Origin of the sequence: Hallella absiana, assembly GCF_025457485.1 — a bacterium.
GTDB lineage: Bacteria > Bacteroidota > Bacteroidia > Bacteroidales > Bacteroidaceae > Prevotella > Prevotella absiana.
Genome location: NZ_JAMXSP010000040.1, coordinates 1 through 20,002, shown reverse-complemented (window position 1 = coordinate 20,002; position 20,002 = coordinate 1). Strand labels below are relative to the sequence as shown.

At 47.1% G+C, this 20,002-nt stretch carries 10 protein-coding genes and 2 pseudogenes; 4 read left to right on the top strand and 8 right to left on the bottom strand.

Features of this window, described 5'->3' with window-relative positions; genetic code table 11:
• Positions 1-219: 219 nt before the first annotated feature.
• Complete coding sequence (locus NG346_RS13110; protein WP_262280873.1) at positions 220-1,329, top strand: tyrosine-type recombinase/integrase; 1,110 nt, start codon at positions 220-222, stop codon at positions 1,327-1,329.
• Between the two features lie 129 nt (positions 1,330-1,458).
• Entirely contained in the window at positions 1,459-1,854 is a 396-nt protein-coding gene (locus NG346_RS13105) for a helix-turn-helix domain-containing protein (RefSeq protein ID WP_262280874.1), read from the top strand.
• Between the two features lie 57 nt (positions 1,855-1,911).
• On the opposite strand, the gene NG346_RS13100 is transcribed toward NG346_RS13105, so the two are convergent.
• From NG346_RS13100 to NG346_RS13065, 8 genes and pseudogenes are all read right to left on the bottom strand, one after another.
• Complete coding sequence (locus NG346_RS13100) at positions 1,912-2,088, bottom strand: hypothetical protein (RefSeq protein ID WP_262280875.1); 177 nt, start codon at positions 2,086-2,088, stop codon at positions 1,912-1,914.
• A 110-nt stretch (positions 2,089-2,198) separates the two neighbouring features.
• A pseudogene (locus NG346_RS14655) lies at positions 2,199-2,390 on the bottom strand (hypothetical protein); the annotation flags it as partial.
• A 138-nt stretch (positions 2,391-2,528) separates the two neighbouring features.
• Positions 2,529-3,077 (bottom strand): hypothetical protein, encoded by a 549-nt coding sequence (locus tag NG346_RS13090; RefSeq protein WP_262280877.1) that lies wholly within the window; start codon positions 3,075-3,077, stop codon positions 2,529-2,531.
• A 59-nt stretch (positions 3,078-3,136) separates the two neighbouring features.
• Complete coding sequence (locus NG346_RS13085) at positions 3,137-12,265, bottom strand: SpvB/TcaC N-terminal domain-containing protein (protein WP_262280878.1); 9,129 nt, start codon at positions 12,263-12,265, stop codon at positions 3,137-3,139.
• A gap of 17 nt (positions 12,266-12,282) precedes the next feature.
• A complete protein-coding gene (locus NG346_RS13080; protein WP_262280879.1) occupies positions 12,283-15,252 on the bottom strand; it encodes a T9SS type A sorting domain-containing protein in 2,970 nt (989 codons plus the stop codon).
• 1,031 nt (positions 15,253-16,283) lie between these two features.
• Positions 16,284-18,002 carry an IS66 family transposase gene (locus NG346_RS13075; RefSeq protein WP_262288852.1) on the bottom strand — a complete coding sequence of 573 codons (1,719 nt, stop codon included), beginning with the start codon at positions 18,000-18,002 and terminating at the stop codon, positions 16,284-16,286.
• A gap of 97 nt (positions 18,003-18,099) precedes the next feature.
• Entirely contained in the window at positions 18,100-18,399 is a 300-nt protein-coding gene (gene tnpB, locus NG346_RS13070) for an IS66 family insertion sequence element accessory protein TnpB (protein WP_262281342.1), read from the bottom strand.
• Positions 18,400-18,440: 41 nt separating this feature from the next.
• A complete protein-coding gene (locus NG346_RS13065) occupies positions 18,441-18,860 on the bottom strand; it encodes a hypothetical protein (RefSeq protein ID WP_262281340.1) in 420 nt (139 codons plus the stop codon).
• A 93-nt stretch (positions 18,861-18,953) separates the two neighbouring features.
• On the opposite strand from NG346_RS13065, the pseudogene NG346_RS13060 reads away from it, so the two are divergent.
• Together NG346_RS13060 and NG346_RS13055 are read left to right on the top strand one after the other, a co-directional pair.
• Positions 18,954-19,232, top strand: a pseudogene (locus NG346_RS13060) (tyrosine-type recombinase/integrase); the annotation flags it as partial.
• A 126-nt stretch (positions 19,233-19,358) separates the two neighbouring features.
• The gene (locus tag NG346_RS13055) at positions 19,359-19,754 is read left to right on the top strand and encodes a helix-turn-helix domain-containing protein (RefSeq protein ID WP_262281373.1); all 396 of its coding nucleotides are present in this window, start codon (positions 19,359-19,361) and stop codon (positions 19,752-19,754) included.
• Positions 19,755-20,002 lie beyond the last annotated feature (248 nt).

The window sequence follows — 20,002 nt, the reverse complement described above, 5'->3', positions numbered from 1 at the left end:
TGAAAGCCTTCAGGTCATGCCTGAAGGGAATAAGGGATATACCCTTCTTTTTCTATAGATGTGTTACTGTCTTTGGTTAGGCAGCGGCATCCGTCCGCCACGGACAATCCCCCTTGGGCCAAGATTTAGCAATCTATTTGTCTAACCGCATGGAGACGGCGACAAGATACAAGTATCATTTGGACCATTAAATTGAAACATAAAAAAAGAAAAATAACTATGACAAATCTTTGTACCAAAGTAACAGTGCGCCAGCGGAAGCTGGCAAAGGGCAAGGTCTCACTCTATCTTGACTATTACCCTGCCATCCGCCACCCCCGGACGGGTCGGATGACACGGCGCGAGTATCTGGGCATATACATCTATGCCAACCCCACGGAGCGGTTCCAGCAGGAGTACAACCGCTCGATGATGAAGAAGGCGGAACTCATCAAGTGCCGTCGCACGGAGTCGGTAATCAATGAGCAGTTTGGTTTCCTTGACCGGGCAAAAGGCCGTGAGAGCTTCCTCGACTATTTCGAGAAGCAGATGCAGGAGAATGAGTACGGCCACAACTGGCAGACGGCTTTCGGTCACTTCAAGGACTATTGTGGCGGCAGCTGCTGCTTCGACGACATCACCGTGGACTACTGCCAGAAGTTTCTCGGCTACCTTATGTCGGAGAAGTGCGCCCGTAACGGCAAACTGATGATGGCTTCGTCGGCCAACAACTGTCTGTGCAAGCTCAAGGCAGTGCTCCGCATCGCCTTCGATGACGGTAAGCTCAAGGAAAATGTCGCCACGAAGTTGGAGAAGGCTGAGAACGACAGTACGCCAAGGGAGTTTCTGACCCTCGACGAGGTGAAACATCTCTCGGCTACTCCCTGCAAGAGCGAGGTGCTAAGACGAGCAGCATTGTTCTCAGTGCTCACGGGACTACGTGTCAGCGACATCATCCGACTGAAATGGGACAACATCGAGCCGTCAGCCGATGGCGGTTGGATGCTCCACTTCCGCACGAAAAAAACGCATAAGGAGAGTTTCCTGCCTGTTAGCGACGAGGCAGTAGAGCTGTGCGGAGAGCGGAAGGACGGTCAGGTGTTCAAAGACTTCACCACGGGCATCGTAGCCTATCATCTGAAGAAGTGGCTCAAGGCGGCAGGCATCACGAAACACATCACCTTCCACTGCTTTCGCCACACCTTCGCCACGTTGCAGCTGGCGGCCGGCACGGACATCTACACCATCTCAAAGCTGCTCACCCACAGTGACGTGTCAACCACGCAGGTCTATACAGATGTGGTCAGCTCGCTCAAACGGGACGCGACAAACAAGATCTCATTGAAATGAGACTCACATTATCTCATTCTCACATACTCACATTCTCACATACTTTTAGAATAGAAAACCATCATCATAACCTACTGACATTTTGATACTATGGAAAACCAAACACCTACCCCACAATCAACTACTACCATGAGAACATTTACCTTTGACGGGATGCCGCAATCTCTGGCATCCCTCCATGAGAAGTGCGACAAGATCATCGCCCTGTTGTCGTCCATCGCCAGCGGCACTTGCGCTGCAGCCAAGCACACACCTATCGGCATGACGGAGGCTAGCAAGCTGCTCGGCAAGAGTCCGTCGACCATCTACGAAATGACCTCCAAGCGGAAGATACCGTTCCACAAGCGTGGCAACAAGCTCTATTTCTTCCGGGACGAACTGATGAAGTGGATTACCGACGGAGGATACAGCGACATCCACTATCCGGACGAAGCCACGGCTAACATTGACGAACGCAAGGCCGAAAGGCATCTCAAAACCCTGCAAGCGGAAGTCAAGCGAAAACCCCAACCATTGATGTCCTGACGAATTGGCGATGAATGGCGTTGCTGTGTAGATAATAGCCCACCAATACTAATGTCATTAATACATCTTGAATACCTGCTGCCACAGCGTCTTGTCGCTGATAACGATACGGGCAGAGACCTTCAATTCCGGCTGAGCGTTGCTGCCATTAGAACGGATGTTGGTCTTAGCGGTAAAATAATGGTTTCCGTCTACGACGAGCAGCTTGTCGTTGTGGCTGGTGATGGGACACACGATTGGTGCGGCATCATTGTCCTGTCCTTCAAGGGTGAGGCGTGCCGTGCGCGGCTCATCAAAGAGATAGTGGTATTTGTAAGGGACAAGGATCTCTATGGAATCGTTGCATCTGCATCATACCAATAGTTGGTCACAAAGCCGTTATCATCAGAAGCAAGGAGACGGTTCTCCTCATCCCATTTGAGTTTGCGTTCCGTGGTCTTCTCGTCAGCCATGCCATCCTTCTTTGTACGGCTTGTATTGACATAAATGAGGTTTCCGTTGGCATCATACTCGTAGGCATGACCAATAGAAGTGCTAAAATTGTTGACGCAAATAGATAGTTATCAGAATACAGATTAAAGAGTATCACGACATTGTTTCAATATAATGCAGTGATACTCTTTTTTTACACGCTTGCAATTGCTTTCTTTTATTATTTGGCTACAAGCTATTAGTTACTGAATGGAAAACAAATTACCATATTTAGAGTTATTTGATATTGTTTTAATATTATGGTACTCTATACTATGTTTGATATGTAAATATGAATACGATAAATTAGAGCTATTATAAATTTCAATATCAAAATATTTATAATCAACGGTTCTAATGGTATTGCATTTTATCCTCTGTAACATATTTCGTATTGAATCAACTTTTGAATAGTTCCATCCTAAGTTTTTCAATAATAGATTAAAATTCTTGTTATCTAACCTTTGTGAATTAGCTTTTTGAGTGACTCTTTCTCCATTAATTACTTTTTTGCTTATTATAATAATATCAACACTATTATTTTTATCATTAATAATAAAATTAACATAATTTTCTTTTTTTAAATTTATTGGAATAGAGTTATTAAACAAATTAGTAACATCAAAAAAAAGCTCTGCATTATTTTCAAAATTTTTTTTCATCCACAACACATCGCGACTCTTACTGTAATCACATGATTGCAGCAGTTGTAAAAGTATTAAACCAAGTAATATTTGCATTAAATATTTCATACCTGTTATTTTAAATTTCTCTGAAGGAATGATATTCCTTCAGAGAAATTATTTAAAAATTATTTCATATGAGACTTATAATAATTAAAGCCTCTAATAATCCATCTGCTATCTTTCGGATTATCTCCATAAGGCCAACCAATTTCATAAATAGGGCCTCCTCCCATAACACTTGGATAATAACCGGTAACTATAATCGGTCGCCATGATTCTGGTACATAAGGAGTTGGTCTCTTGCCAAATTTGTAATCTTCAGCCCATTTTTGCATTTCGACAGCCCCTGCTGTCTTCAACATAAATTCTTCAGAGAACATCCAGAAACTTTTGCCTACTACTCCAAAATGGAAATTATTCAAATCTTCAGCCCTGGCTTTAGGATTGTTCCTAAACAAGAAATATGTTTCAGGTAAATCTCCTAAACCTTTACTTTTATCTTTTCTATAAAATGCTATACCAAGAATATGATATTTCATAGAACGGGTTTCAGAGTTTTTGTTAGCTGGACTTCGGTATTTATAATCCCACTTTCCATATTGCTGAACATAGTTTTTAAAAGTAAGTGGCGAGAACAAATCGTCAGATTCTTTTGCATTATCAGAAAGCAAATTGTCAAACCATCCATTTGCATTAATAGTGGATCCAAGCGAACCAATACACCTATTGTTTAAGAATACTCTTGTATCTGGGTCGTTAGAATTATAGTAATTAACATATCCTCGATTATTAATTACAATGCTGTCCCCATTTACATCTATATATTTAATCGGGTTATTTCCAACATATGAATATGGACTAAAATTGGGATAATTTTCAGAATATCTATCCACACTAAGGAATTGACTAAGCTTCGGTTCATAGTACCTCGCTCCATAGTAATATAGCCCCGTCTCCTCATCGAATTCCTTCGCATTGAAAAGATAAGGTGTATTCCAGATGTTGTTGCGCTCCTCAACGAAAACCTCACCGAAAGGAACATACTCGATATGCTGCACCACCTCGCCGTCAAGGTTGGTGATGTAACTACTGCTACCCAAATGGTCTGGGTGGTAGTAGAATTGCATCTTCTCGTATGTATCGCCTTCTTGGAAGTTGTTCTTTGCAGCTCTCGCTAAAGCTCGTGTCTGAGCAGCCTCCAAGCTGCCGTCATTACAACAGAAGCCCTTGCCATCGACATAATCGTTGTTGTCCTCGCCATTGTACGGCACTGCAAAGGTTGCATAATTATCCTTGATAACCTGCAACTGCCCGGTATATTTAGCTTTATAATCAACAGACAAGCCATCAGTCTCACTACCTGCATACTGGATGCGGCGTGGGTCTGAGCCGTAAGAGTCGAAGTCACCAATCTTGGAAACGACACGCTGGCTACCGATATAGATATGCTTGGTGTAGCGTCCGCCTTGGTTGGCAACGAGATAAGGTGATACATAGAGTGAGAACTTGGCTGTATTCGTGCGACCTCCAGCAAACTCTGAGTTCACATAAACTTGGTCACTCTCGCCTGATGTCTTCACCGTACGCTCACCATCAGCATCGTACCAATAGTTAGTCACGAAACCATTGTCATCAGAAGCAAGGAGACGGTTCTCCTCATCCCATTTGAGCTTTCGTTCTGCGGTCTTCTCATCAGCCACGCCATCCTTCTTGGTACGGCTTGTATTGACATAGACAAGATTACCGTTGGCATCATACTCATAGGCGTGATTGTTGTTCACATTATCGCTTTCCGAAGGCGTCTCCTCTGTGCGGTAGTTCACATCCTTCACATTGGCGAGTTGGAACTTCTTGCCTGTCTCAGTTCCATAGGTGTATGACAAATCATAACCTGCATTCAATGTGCCGTTGAACTGCACATTGTTCTGTGTAAGGATTTGACGCTTTGATGTGATACGGTGCATGTTGTCGTAACCCATCGCAAGGGTGTAGCTTGCGGTCTTGTTGTCAGCACCAGTATAAGTGCCAGTTGCACTAACGAGACGGTAGAGGGCATCATATGTATAGGTATGCGCCATCTGTCCGCCAGCCTTGCCACTCTGTGGAACTGACGCACCATTTACAACACTGAGCACATTACTTACAGCATCGTATGTATAAGCGTTATCCATAATGGTGTTGCCACCACTATTCACAGTGAGGTTCTGCAATCTGCGACGCTGTGGGTCGTAGGTGTAGAATGTCTCAGCACCATTGCAATACTTCAAGTATGTGCGCTGCTCGAACTTGTCATAGCCAATCTTGCTTACATAATCGTAGCCGTATGACTTGTAGCCATGAACCTTTTCAAGCTGACCACCGAGATTGTAAGAGTAAGTGATTTTCTCCTCATCAGGATAAATCATCTCCAACAGACGGTTGTGGCTGTCGTAAGTCCATTGCGTCACGTAGGTTGCTATCGCCTGGTTGGGCACAATCATCGTGCGTCGAGTCTTGGTCACTTCGCCCATCTTGCCATAGAAGTATTCGATGGCACCAGTTCCGTCCTCACGGAGCATCAATCTGCCGATACGGTTCTGAGAAGCGTTGCGACCACCATAATAATACTTCACGTTGTTCTCCGGGTGGTCTGGGTAGTTGATACCCGTCAGACGCTGATAATCGTAATCGTAGGTGATGAACTTTCCTTCCTTGGCAAGGTTGGCAGTCTGCTTGGTCAGCACATTGCCGAGCGCATCATAAGTGAAACTTGTGATGCCGCTTGCAGGATGGTTCACCTCGGTACGGCGGTCACCCATGTCGTAAGTAGAGGTCGTTACATTGCCCTCCGTGTCGGTGACACGAACAAGGCGCTGTATGCCGTCATACTCAAACGAGGTGGTAATCTCGCCGTCAGGACCGCTCTTCTGGATGGTCTTCAAGGTCTTGCCACTGCCATTGGTATGGGTAGCCTGAACATTATGGAGTGCGTCTGTTACGGTTGTAACAAGTGCATGACTGCCGTTGTCAACAGTATATGCCGTAGTTGTCGTAGAGTTGTCCGGCAATGTCACTGAGGTAGCACGGTCGAGCACGTCATAAACAGTAACCGTTGGAGATACATTGTCGAAAGACTTGTTGAACGTTGACTTCGAGCCTGTTCCTTCCGTTGTAGGATAGAAAGCCTTTGCCACACGTCCGAAAGCATCATACATGTTTCTTCCGCTGACTATCATCACGTTCTCGTCCTTAGCAGAGTTTCCCTTGGATGCACTTGTCACAACACCGTCCTTCTTCACCTGCACGGCTCTTCCGAAGCCGTCAACGAACGTAACGGTCTCCAAGTCATCGTTAGGGTGCTGGATGTCGTAGTGCTTGGTCACTGCGTAAGCAGGTGCGGTAATGCCACTCTCATTGAATGTAGCCAAAGGCTGATATTCAAAGGCGATGGCATAAGGCACGCCCGTAGCCAACTCATTTGGACCACGCACGCCAGTAATGCGACCGAGATCGTCAACATCAGTCTCATAGTAGAAGTTGTTGAGGTCGCGATGCTCCTTGGCAATGCCATAGCGATAGTCAAAATTGCCTTGCTCGCTGCGGTAACCCCACGCATCGTCAATACGCTCCACATACATGTTCATCTCAGGCTCATAGCGGTACTTGTACCACATACGCTGTCCCTTGCCGTTGGCAGGGAGAGTCTTCTGGATGATGTTGCCGTAAGAGTCGTACTTGTAATCCGTAACAGCCTCGCCATCATTCAACTGCTGTGTAATCTGCGTGATGTGGTTGGCGTAGTTGGTATTATACTTTGCCGTCACATGGTGATAGAGTGAGCCGTCACCGCCAGTCACCGTAACATCTATTGGAAGTCCGAAGATATGCTTCGCTGCATTGTCCGTGTATTTAATGGCGGTTGCATAGTCAAACTTTCCGCTTCCGTCCTCGCCAAGGCTTCCCTTGTCGCTGTACTTGTAGGACTTCAACTCACCATGATAGCCATTGAGGTAGTACTCATTCCATGCCTCGGATGTAACCACACCGTTTGCCGCTCCCTCATACTGCAAGTTTGCCGTATAGCGGAGAGGTACGAATGCAGAGGCACGGTCACTCCAAAGGTTCACGTCTCGCTTTGCGAACGTGTACTTGTCACCGTCGGCAGTCAGATAGTAGCTGTCGTAACGGTTCTTTGTCTCGGTGTACTTGTTGCCGTTGGCATCCTCTACGGATGTGGCGGTAACATTGCCCTGCGTGTAGTAGTTAGCAACATCGTAGTTCTCAACAGCCTGTCTGTAAACAGAATTGCCATTCTCCGTGTCGAGATTCTTGGTGATAACCTCGCCGAAGCCAAGGAACTCACGCTCATGGCGGTCACGCTTTCCGTCCTTGTACTCAAAGGCGGTAGTCATTACAGGTCCATCGTCATGGATACCATCATCAACGGTAAGGGCAGACATTACCCACTTGCCACCAGGAAGTCCGTAGGTAGGAGTGGTATGCGCATAGTCGAGTGTGAAAGTGCCGCCCAAGGAGTTGGTGACAGACTTCAACATGTTTGTCCTGCCAATGGCAGAGCGTGTAACCTTTAACTCGCTTTCCTTCTCAGACTCAACGATGTCAAGATAACCGTCACCATCAACATCCTGCAAAGAGTAGGTAGGACGATTGATACTGTGCGAGGTTGATGCACCAGGGTTGGTTGAAATCTTGATGCTTATGACAGGAATGTTGATGGTCAAAGTGAACGCTGCATTTGCAGACTCTGATGTAGAGGCTGATTCACTAAGCGCACTTGCACCCTTCCAACTGATAGGCTCGTCAAAGCCATTGCCTGTATTGAGGGCAACAGTGATACCATCACCATTCTTCCAAACCTTATCTGGGAGACCGTCAGAGTTGATGTCGATAAGGTTGTATTCCTCTTCACTTTCAGAGGTTACGATACCGAAACCTGCTGAGAAACTACCAGAGGCCTTGTTTATATCCTTATACTTTTCATCTTGAAATTTACCCCAACCTGCCTCAGGAGTATTACCACTTGCACCAATATTATAAGAAAGACTCGTACCGCCTTGAACGCGGTCAAGTTCCCAATCTATAGGCTCAGTGAAAGCATAGCCAAGATTCAATCTTACCTTCTTATCGGAAAGAATTTTGTCAGGAAGTCCATCGCCATTAATATCAATGAACGATTCTACAGCTTCATCCGTATTCTTTGGCGCACTGCCAGAAATGGAGAATTGGGCCAACCAAGCAGTCTGTTGGTTCAGTATTGATGCCTTTCCTCCAGATATTAAATAGGTAATACCAGAAGCAGAAGCAACTGGATTGCCGCCATATCCCCACGCCTCAGAAGCATTGTCAGAGTTATTAGCTCCGATACCCTTGTAGATTTCGCCACTCAATCCACCTTGTGAGTTGGTGTATTGGATAGTACCACCAGCTATGATGTCAGGGAATCCGTCACCATTCATATCCATCATGGCAACTTCCGTCTTGGAACTGCCATTTGCATTGTTATGGGTAATGCCAAGTGCACCGCCTTGCACAACGGTACTCTTGCTTGACACCACTTGGCTTACAGCTGCCGCACCAGTACCCTGCAAATATTCACCTGCAAGTCCTGCCACTTCAGCATTATTATCCAATGGATTGGTAAGGAGTATATCCTGTTCTGTCAATCGGGCTGTACTTGCCTCGGTTGCAGTAAGATAGATGTCCTGTCGCTGACCGACCCACTTGTCCATAGAAGTCTGGTCTGTACCCAATGGAGTGAATGCCATCGTGAGAGGGTCAACCTTGTCGTTCTCGTTTTCAGGCAATTTCAGCAATGACTCGTCAATAGGCTTTGCATATCTGCCCTCTGCCGAGTTATAAACAAAACCTCCCCAGCCACGGTAAAGCATACCGAAGCCAAGATTGTCATTCTCTGCATAGAATCCAGCAAACACATTCTCAGTTACGAGACCTGCCGCATCTTTCAGAATGGAAACAGAGGCTGAAGTAACAGTTTCATTGGAGATTGCTGCCGGATAGCTGTATTCAAACCAGATGTTCTTTCCTGCAGTAGTTGCAAATCGCAGAGTATCGGCTTTCAAGATGCCATTCTCGATATTGAAAGACTTCTTGCCAACAAGTGTATCCTCTGTCTTGGCGGTCAAAGTAATCTGCCCGTTGATAGAATTGTCTGAAAGGGTAAGCACTGGTGACACAACCATAATTGTATCAGTCGCTGTAGTCAAGTATGGCTTGCCCTCTGCCAAGGCATTTGCAAATGTATTGTAGTGTGCAGGAACGGCTACCGTCTGTTCGATATTGGCAGAGTCCTTATAAGTCACAGACGCTTGCCAACCGATATTCTTCCAATCAACATTTGAGGAGGATGAAATCTCAAAGCTGAAGTTGGTCAGCTTTTCTGTATTCTCCAGACTGATGTTGAGAGAATCACCATTGAAAGCCTCACCAGCCTTCAATGTACGAGCAAAGACAGTCTTCTTGGTATAGTTCGGGTTGTCGTTTCCGTCACTGTCTTTCTTGTCGTTGCTGCCAATGATGCTGAGAACAACATCGTCGGTTGTTACAGGCTTGTGGAAGGCACTGTGAACTTCAACGCTTGATCCATTCTCCACATTGGCAGAGGTGTTCACATCATAGATGGCACCATCCTCAGGCTTATACTCCGTTGAAGAAAGACCATTAGGCAAAGTCATTGCCTCGCCAGCGTATGTAATGGTTGGTGACCAGTTGACCTTGTCAAAGAAACCATTGCTTGTTTCCTCAGAACCCGACTGCACACGGAAATAGATCCTGTCACCCCGCTTGACGGCAACAGATGATACGGCTGCGCTGTATGGACTGTTGTCACCCTTGGCTATCGTCTTGCTCCAAAGTTCATTGCCACCCTTTTGAATGGCAACCCTCACACCATCAGCTTTCTGGTATTCGTCAGCGTCATAGTCACCAGTCGGAGCGACAAGACTCACTTGACCTGCCACACTGACTGTCCCATCCTTTGGCGCTTGCCATACACGCACGATATCCTCCATAGGGGAGTTCTTGATGGCTTCCGCCTGCTCATCCTTACTGACCTCCATGACAGAAGTGTCAACTTTGCCACCATAGATGATTGGGCTTGGCGTGTCGGCACTGCTCAATGTAAACGTAGGCACGGCATTGCCAGAGCCGTCAAACTCCAAGTGATTAAAAAACACCTTGCCATTGGAAACGAGGTCAACAAGTCCGTCACCGTTGATGTCGCTGAAATACTGAGTGGTCTTGGTCTTAGTGGTTGACTTGTCCGTTCCGACAACGGCAGTCAGGACATTCCAACCGACAACGGCATTCGCACCGAACGAGTTCGTTGAACTTTTGGTTGTCGAGAAGTTACTGATGCCCTTTACCTTGACAGACTCACCATATACGATTTCTCCGTTGTCTGTCTTAATCTGTGGACGATAATATACAGAACCACCAGACTTGTACACCTTGTCAGGAAGTCCGTCACCGTTCAAGTCAACGAGTGCGGAAAGTCCCTTGCTCGTGTCGCTTGAATAGCTGTATGAGCCACCCACGGTATTGCCTTTCCAAGGACTTCCGTCCACGACCCCCACACCTGCATAGAACGAACCGCTCACGGAAGAACTTGTCGTTCCGCCAAGTGCAGTAGGCTTGTCGCTGAAACGCTTGCTGACAGTCTTCAATGGATTGACGAAACCAGCGTCAAGTCCGTCATCGTGCGTGTTCCATTTCTCGGAATCGTCCTTGAACGGAACATATCCCTTTTCAGCCTGCACATCATCATAATAGTCGAAGTTCTGGAAAGCCACTTCCTTTCCTGTGTTGTCATACTGTCTGACACCTGTGAGCATTTCCTTGTGGAATGCACCTTCCTTGTAGTCAAAGGCATAGCTGCGCAATGTCTCGCCCTGGAAATTCACGGTCACTTTCTCCAACAGCCTGTTGGAAGAAGCGAGGAATCCATAGCGGGCATTGTTGGTCTTTACCTGCTTTACCTTGTTGCCATCAAAGAGTACAACGGTGTGCGGTTCCTGTCCTGCATTACCTGCGTGAACCTCCTTCAGATATGCAGCCTTGGCCTTCAAGCCGCCACGCACATCCTCATCCACGATGTCATACACATATTCTATATAGTCACCGTGGAGTTCCTCGACACGTTTCAGCTTCCATTCGGCAATCACCTCACGGGTATTGCCCGAAGCATCGGTGACATTGCCCTTTACAACAGCTCCGTCACCGCCATAGATGTACTTGACACCCTGCTTGTCTGTAACCTCCCAATAATAGTTGGCAGGACTGTCACCCTTGCGGATGATACGGCTGAAATCACCGCCTTGGCGGGTGTAGAACTGGCGGTCAGCCTTTCTGTTCATCTTCTCGCCACGGTGTGCGACTCCCATCTGTCCGTTGTCATCCATCGTGGAGAGCATTGAGCCGGACAAGAGATAAGTCTCCGTCTCTTTTGACTGGTCATAACGAGGCACGCCCCACCGGGTGTCAAGCGTAATGCTTGGCACGCTGACGTTCCAACCCTCGCCAAGCCAACCGCTACCGCCCTCGCTGCTGTACTGCAAGCCAAGGCTTGGCTGCATACCGTTTCGTGCTGGCGGCATCTCGAACGGATACTGCAGGTTGGCAGAGCCACGGTTGTTTGCGCTTGGAGGCGCAATGACATTGAGCTTCGCCGTCGGGTCTGCCGCCTTGATGTCGTTCATCATCGTCGGGGCAAAGCCTTCGGTCTGCGGTGACTCCGGGGCCTGTATCACACCGTTGATCATGTCGGTGAAGTGGGTCGTCTTTGAAACGACACACTCTTCCTTCTTGTCCACACGCACACGCTCCAACGCAACCCAATGCTTCTCGGCCGGGTCGTAGTAATAGGTACGGATGTCGTCCTCGGTATAGCCGCTTGGTATTCTCGTGCGGTCATACTTTATCTTGACAGTCGCACCCTCGCCTGTGAAATGGGTTCCGTGAGGGAGAAAACGGTAGCCCTGTCCTCCTGCCGTGACGTTGGTCATGGCAAAGTCAAGCTCAGGAACATTCTCCTCTCCGATAGAGTTCACGGAAAGGCTTCTGTTCCGAATGAGGTCTTTCTGAAGAACGACCAGTTTGCTACCTCCTACGGAGATACTGTCAGAGACACCCTTCTTGAAGAGTTTTCTCACGGCTGTACCGTCCTTTGCCGAAAGGGACAGTGTGGCGGCAAGCAGTAAAACCAATGCCCACGCCACCTTCTGTATATAATTCTTCATGCGTATCTTCCTTTAAGTTACTTTACTGAGATTTTCCTTGTATGCTCCCCATTCTCGGAGATTGCCTTCACGACATACACACCCGATGCGGGAACCTTGAAGTCAGCTTGCTTGACGCTTTCGCCTGTCATTTGGCGTGACACTACCAGTTTGCCTGATACGTCAAACACCATCAATGTGGCTGCAGAAGGCTTGTCCTGTGTGAGTTTAGCCTCGTAGATGCCTGTCGTAGAACCGTTGCCCTTGACAGTGAAATTCTCGTCTTCTCCAGAAATGAAGGAGTTGTCAGCCTGTCTGTCCGAGCTGCCCACATGGTTCTCCCTTGCCTGTGTTCCGTTAGGCATACTTGCATCACACTCGCTGCCGACATAGACGGTCATCGTTGTCGTACACTTCTTGGGTGTTTCTATCTGCACGTTGCCCCTTGTGGTGAATGAGGTTACAGGCGTACCGTTTACGGTAAGGTCGGTGATATGCGTCTCGCCCTTTCCGTACTTGATGCAGAACCGCCATGCACGAAGTGACCAGACATATTCATGATGCACGGTCTGTCCGTTCAACTTGTATGTGACCTGCATATTGCGGACTGTAACACTGAGCACATCGCCCGGCTTGATGGTGACATATTTGGTTAGGCTTGTATATCCACCGGTTATGATATGGGTCTTGTCGCCCCGCACGTCGAAGCCATATTGGGTGATCTCGTCCGTGAGGCTTGGCTCCAATCCCACACGGTAGTTTGATTTTGTATCGTTCACCGTCCATGAGATGTCACCAGACAGATAGGTCCTGGTGTCATGCGAGTATGAGGTGTAGAGTGCGTTGCCAGTGGCATAAATCTCGTTGCCTCCACCTTGTGATACGGACAGCGCATAGGCGCCGGGGGCAAGATTCGTGATTCTATGCGTGTCACCGAAGAATGTTCCTCTGGCAATGGTTTCTCCTTTTACTTTTCCTGCAACGGTGTCAACGCTGAGCACATAGGAATAGACAGGTGTACCGATGTTGATGCCGATGTCGATATACCCGTCATTGCGTGGAACTCCATTCTCGCAACTTGACGGCGTAGGAGTGGCATCATAGGAAATGCCGTCATAATAGGCGAATGTGAACACATCGCTTCCGCTTCCGTCTGCATCCCATAGGATATTGCGGAATATGGTCTTGCCCCTTGTCATATCAGGCTTGGAGCATCTTATGTTACTGTTGCTGTTGATGTCGAAATCACCTTCACCGCTTGGGTCTATGAGCATGACGGTACGCTTGCGGCAATAGTCTGAGAATTCTCTGTCTGGTGTGAGGTCATAGCTCAACTCTGCCATATAACCGACATCATCTATTCCTCCTGTTCTCAAGCCTGCCATATTCAAGGCGGACTCTGCTCCTTCCGTTCGGATAATGCCCACATTTGTGTCTTTGTCAGTTGCATCCGAAAGGGATATGGTTCTTGTCGCACTTCCTGTTCCGTCAACACGCAGATAGATGTTTTTGCCTTCCTTGCGGATAGAGATGTCCGTTCCGTCAACATCCGTGGCAATGTATGAATTTGAGACCGCTCCGTTGATGATCGGATAAACAACTCCAGCATTGGTGAACCGGAATCCATACTTGCATGTGCTGCCACCGATGCTTCCGAAGCCAACGTCAAAAGTCGGGTGACTTGTCGGACAGGTGAACTCAAAAGCACCGCCACCTCCAACAAGGGCTGGGGTCGTGGCATAAGCTCCGGAAGCGGCTTTCTCTTGGATGATATTGTCAGTAAAGCCATTCCTTGACACTTCAAATCCTTGCGCAGTCCATCTTGCCACTGTACTGTCGGGCTTTGACGGCACGTTGGTCTTGACCATCCATGTACGTTTCATGACATGCCACAGGGAATCTGTAGGTGAGGTATATGTTGCAAGTGCCACATCATCGTCGCCCCAGAAAGTAAAGCCTCTGTCCGGCATCGGATTGCCGTTTTCACGTCCCATGACAAGCAGACGGGAAGCGGATGAAAGGTTGTATGGATTTGCGTCATGATAAGTTCCGTTCTCCTTCAAGGCCGCAAACACCGGACCTTCCTCATATGATGTTGCGGAAAGCGGTTGGGATAGACTTCCTGCCGTGTCGGTTCCAACAGCTGTGACCCTATGGTGGTAGGCTTGGTTCTCCGCCATATCCCAAGTCAGGTTTCCGTCGCTGTCAAGATACGAGCCTTTGAGGGTGATGCCGTACTTTACCGCCAGATAGCTCTCCACTTTTCTGCGCTCATCGGGTGTAAGCATCCTGCTGAAAACAATAAGCTCAGGGGCATATCCCCGGATGGAAGCATTACCGAAGAGCGAGGTCGGGAAATCCGTACCGAAACTGCCAGAGGTGGAAGGGGTTCCGATAAATAATGTGGTGTTGGAGTTGTCTCCCCACAATGTTGTTGAAGGATTGCTTACCTTGAAGTAGGACACAACTCGCAGAGCGCTTTCCTTAAAACCGTTCTCGGACAAAGAATCACTTGATTGATAAAGCAGGTCTTCACCCGATGCTGAACCATAGTCCAGTGGTTCAACACCTCTACCCCTTACGGCTTTGTCCTTGCTCAGAATGGCTCCGTCGCCTTTGCGGCCGTCAAGAGCATAGACAACCATATCCTTGCCGATGGTTGCCAGTTCCGGTGCAAAGACACCGATGACGGTAGCCTGTGAGAGGTCGCAGTGCTTGAGGCTGGCACTCAGGCTGCGGAATCCTTCTGCGAGCCAGAGACTCGGATTGAAATTGAAGTAATGGACTGAACTGTTCGGAAGAGTAAGTTCAGACTTGACGCCACGGCTGTCCAATAGCATCAGCCGTATGGAATCCCCAGAGAAATCCTGCCAACGGTAATAACCTTGCAGGTCTGAGTTCAAAGGCGCAGTCTTGAACCACAGTTCGCTTCCACTGACTCCTCCGGGCGTTTGCGCGAAACTGCCGAGAGCGAAGCCTAACAGTAACAAAGAAGTAAACTTTCTCATGCGCTGTCAATTTGGAGTGCTTGAAAAATATAAAAACGTATGCCTCTGCCGCGCAGGGAGAGACCAGTGAGAGAACGGACTGTTACTACGGAGATGAATTGTGATAAAGGGCTGCTCCGTAAAGTCCTATTGTCACGTGGCTGGCCAATAGGCTTTACCACCAAACTAATGCTGCAAATATACAAAAATAATCTTAATAAACGGATGTAATCTTTAAGAAATTTGCAGATTTTGTGTTTTTTTCTTATAATTTCGGTCGATTTTACAGAAATCTTTTTACATCTGTTGTATGTACTGAAGTTAGTTTGGCAAAAATACACAAATGGTCACGGCTTCACCTTCTTATATAAGAATGTAAATCATGATTTGAAACTGTACACACTCGGAGTACAAACGAAAACAATATATGCTTGTGTCGGAAAGGTATATATGAGCTGATGGTAGAGTCGTCATCAACAACAATGGCCCTGATTTGATAAACTCAGCAGGAATACTTGCTATTCATTTTTTATGATGGGGTTATGTTTACAAATTTGAGATTTCATGTAAAAAAGTCCTAATTTCTATGTCTCTCTTCTTGCAAATTATGGGACATTAAGAAAAATATCGTATCTTTGTTCCAAATTTAGGCGTTCTTTGTATATTGCAGGTTGTGAAAGAAAAAGAATATAACTCGTTTCTAAATCGTTAGCAGTTACACTTTTTAAAGTGCTTAACCCGATGATATTCAATCAATAGAAGATTTTATCGTGACTCGTAACGTGAGAAAACGAGTGGCCGTTTATGAGGATTCCATCTTCCGTTATCATAAAATGGTAGAGATAGTAGTATACAAAGATAGCTTGGCAAGGGTGTTAACAAACGAATCAAATGAAATCAAAAAGTTTATCAAACGATAATAAGATATTTTCTTTTTGTGTATGCCCCATTGTGACAGGTGGAAAACGGTATAAAAGTAAGCGTCTCCACGTTTGCGTCAACCCATAAAAAATAAGCCCCATGACAGATTCGCCATGGGGTACTTACTACATCTAATTTTGTTTAGTCCACTTGTCAGGCAGCAGTTCTCGATATTTCTCTATTGGGCTTTTGGGATTCATCTGGGCGACCTTGTCTATGACATCCGTAAAGTATTCAAAGGCATCAACACCATTAAGCATGCAAGACAGGGTCAGCGAGTAGAACATGGCTCCCCGCCTGGCCCCCTCGTCCGTAATGAAGAACAAGGAGTTGCGCCTTGATTTGGCTACATATAAATTCTGAGATTCGCAGAGGTTATTATCCAACGCGGTATCTCCGCGAGTGAAGATGCCTTCCATGGCATACCACTCGCCGTCCAAAAAATGCACAGCTGTGTAGAGGTCGCTCTTCGGCGGGAGCTCCTTGTCAGGGAGAGCAAGAAGGATGTCCAGCTTTTCCTTTATCTCTCTGAGTATGGGCGGCGCGTATTCCTGTCTCCATTTAAGATTGTCGTCGGCTGTCCAGTCTTTGTCATTCCTGTGCTTATGCTCTTCTCTGTACAGCTTGTTGATCAGCCTCACAATCTCTCTTGCTTCCTTGTTGCTTTCTCCGCAGTCCAGGAACTTCCGCTTTATATGCTGCAGGCAGGCTATACGCCGTATGTCCTTATACTCATCTGTCTCCATCTTTTTATAAGCGGAGTAGCCGTCGGACTGTACATAGCCATGGTAGTTGACAAGCTCGTCAAGTATAATCCTTTGTGACCTTGATCCGCCGTCGTATATAAAATACGACAGTTTCAGGGACTTGCTGGCAACAAGCCAAAGATAGCCTTTTCTTGAGCCTCTGGCCGGAGATACATCCGTCGGGGATGGACAATCTTTCTTCTGTTCATCCTCAGTGGCTTGTTTGGCGTCTTCAGCCTGGCTGGCCTCACTTGCCTTCGGCCTCCTCTCTGACAATATCTTGTAGTAAGTCTCGTCTATATTAAGATAGTCAGCCTTAAGCACAGTGTCCCGTAGGGCTTGATAAAGATTTCCCAATATGTCTGACGTCTTCCTCAGCAGGCCGTCTGCCGTCTTTTTGCTCATGTCGAAGCCTTGCTCACGGAGCATGTGGCAGATGCTCTCCACAGTCATCGCATAACCATATCGCAGATGCATGACGTGTGCTATGGCGGATGACTCATAAAAGGAGTTCAGAAACGGGGTCCTCGGTGCTTTTCCCCGGTACAGCTGACCATCCTGCTTGTACAGCGGCGCACGGTAGAGTACCGTCTCCATATAGCCTTTGTGATAGCGGTACCTCTTGCTTTCAAGATATGCAGTGGGATTACCGTCCTGGTCCGTGCCGCCGACAAGTGTTGCCTGTGACAGATTAAAACATGGTGCGTCAGGGGTGACGTAGACTATCTGTGTATGTGCTGAGTTCTCCGGGTGGGTGCTGCGTTTGGCTCCGTTGTTGCCGCGAGCCTTGGCAGCCGCAGCCCGTCTCTTCTCCAGTTCCAGCCTTTCCTCCTCTGACGGCTTGGGGGGCTGTTGCTTTTCTGCTTTGTTGGCAATAATCTTGGACAAGCCTTTGTTTATACTCTTTGCCTTCTCAAGGTCCTCATTACGGCCGTCAATGGCTTCGCGAAGAGAGGATATCTCTTTCCTCAGACCAGTGATTATGGACATCAGCGCATTGATCTGGCGCTTGTCCTGCTCACGTTCAAGACGATACACTTCGAGCTGTGCCTTGAGCGAGGCGATTACTTCCTTGAGACTTTCTATGATCTGATTGCTTGTCATTACATCTACAAAGATAATAAATTTTCACGTAATGACAAAGTTTTCAGCCTACTATTTTGCAACTATTTTATTGATAATCAAAGCATTACAAGACGCATCAAACATCAATTCTCATTCTCTTGCGGTATCTCACCGACTTGGTAGAAATTCCCTGCATTATGAGAGAAAACGTTCTCCAGGGCATCTCTGCGCGTCCTGTTGACACATTTATAGAAGGCATCTCAAACGTGCCGCGCTCAAGACGCTTATGATAGAGAATGAAGCCATCACTGTCCCACCTGAGTATCTTGACGCTTTGCCTGTTCTTGGAAAAGAATACAAAAATACCGCCGCCCAATGGGGCAAGCCCCATTTCGTCACGGACTATCTTTGACAGACCGTTAATGCCATTACGCATATCCACACACCTTGTGCAGAGGTAATAATGCATGCTATCATTCAGTCCGAACATACCTCCGCCTCCTTCATTATCTTTATTACAAGCTCTGCCAATGCACCGGCGTCTGCATTTTCCATAGTAAGGCTGATGCTGGTGCCAAGGTTGAGCTTGACGTTGGCAAGTATGTGTGACGAGAAACCGTTATTTTCTGCTTTGGGAACATTTGACAACTCAACAAAGGATGATTGTGACTTTGGCTCAGAAGAGGCGACGGGCCCGGATTCAGACACAATGCCCTTACGTATATCGGCGATTGTGAGGCCTGATCTATAAAGCCATTTCAACATGCCACGATAATATACCTTATTGTCGCGACAAATATCTGACAGTTTCGTCTGGCGGCCTCTTCTGAGAGACTTCTCAAAGACCGTCAGTGTTTTCTGATAACGTTCATTTGCTGTATCATACATATCTTTCATCTTTTTAGTTCCGATGCAAAGATACGCACTTATATTTTTAGCTACAATACGCAATTGCGGAGACGCTTACGTATAAAAATAACTGATTAGCGGCTGTGCGGGAAACGGAAGGACGGTCAGGTGTTCAAGGACTTCACCACGGGCATCGTGGCCTATCACCTGAAGAAGTGGCTCAAGGCGGCAGGCATCACGAAGCACATCACCTTCCACTGCTTCCGCCACACCTTTGCCACATTGCAATTGGCAGCCGGCACCGACATATACACCATCTCGAAGTTGCTCACCCACAGCGACGTGTCAACGACACAAGTCTATACCGACGTAGTCAGCTCGCTCAAGCGTGACGCAACGAACAAGATCTCATTGAAATGAGACTCACAGTGTCATACTATTACATACTCACATACTTTTAGAATAGAAAACCATCTTCATAACCTAACCTACTGACATTTTGATACTATGGAAAACCAAACACCTACCTCACAACCAACTACTACCATGAGAACATTAACCTTTGACGGGATGCCGCAAACTCTGGCATCCCTCCATGAGAAGTGCGACACGATCATCGCCTTGTTGTCGTTCATCGCCAGCGGCACGTGCGATGCTGCTAAGTACACACCTATCGGCATGACGGAGGCCTGCAAGCTGCTCGGCAAGAGCCCGTCGACCATCTACGACATGACCTCCAAGCGGAAGATACCGTTCCACAAGCGTGGCAACAAACTCTATTTCTTCCAGGACGAACTGATGAAGTGGATTACCGACGGAGGATACAGCGACATCGACTATCCCGACACCGGTCATACTAACATTGATGATTGCAAGGCCGAGGAGCATCTCAAATCTCTACAGGCGGAAGTCAGACGCAAACCAAAGCCTTTGATGTCGTGACGTTGTGTCAATGAATGGCGTAGGTCGGTATGTTGGCTGTCAACTTGTGTCGATGTGTTGGTGCTCGACCAGTGTCGACTATAGGCATGTGTTGACTATCGACTTTTGTCTATGTGTTGAGTATAAACTAGTGTAGTGTCCTGATCATTTCTTCTGTTATACTCATAACTTCGGATAAAGAGAAATTAACTTCACTCTTGCATCCTCTGTACGGAACTGCCAGACAATCTTCTTGCTTTCGTCATTCT

Bases quoted from the DNA above. Each gene is read 5' to 3' on its own strand.
- NG346_RS13055 (WP_262281373.1), top strand. From the start codon at position 19,359: ATGAGAACATTAACCTTTGACGGGATGCCGCAAACTCTGGCATCCCTC.
- NG346_RS13080 (WP_262280879.1), bottom strand. From the start codon at position 15,252: ATGAGAAAGTTTACTTCTTTGTTACTGTTAGGCTTCGCTCTCGGCAGT.
- NG346_RS13110 (WP_262280873.1), top strand. From the start codon at position 220: ATGACAAATCTTTGTACCAAAGTAACAGTGCGCCAGCGGAAGCTGGCA.
- NG346_RS13085 (WP_262280878.1), bottom strand. From the start codon at position 12,265: ATGAAGAATTATATACAGAAGGTGGCGTGGGCATTGGTTTTACTGCTT.
- NG346_RS13075 (WP_262288852.1), bottom strand. From the start codon at position 18,002: ATGACAAGCAATCAGATCATAGAAAGTCTCAAGGAAGTAATCGCCTCG.
- NG346_RS13065 (WP_262281340.1), bottom strand. From the start codon at position 18,860: ATGAAAGATATGTATGATACAGCAAATGAACGTTATCAGAAAACACTG.
- NG346_RS13090 (WP_262280877.1), bottom strand. From the start codon at position 3,077: ATGAAATATTTAATGCAAATATTACTTGGTTTAATACTTTTACAACTG.
- tnpB (WP_262281342.1), bottom strand. From the start codon at position 18,399: ATGCGTAATGGCATTAACGGTCTGTCAAAGATAGTCCGTGACGAAATG.
- NG346_RS13105 (WP_262280874.1), top strand. From the start codon at position 1,459: ATGAGAACATTTACCTTTGACGGGATGCCGCAATCTCTGGCATCCCTC.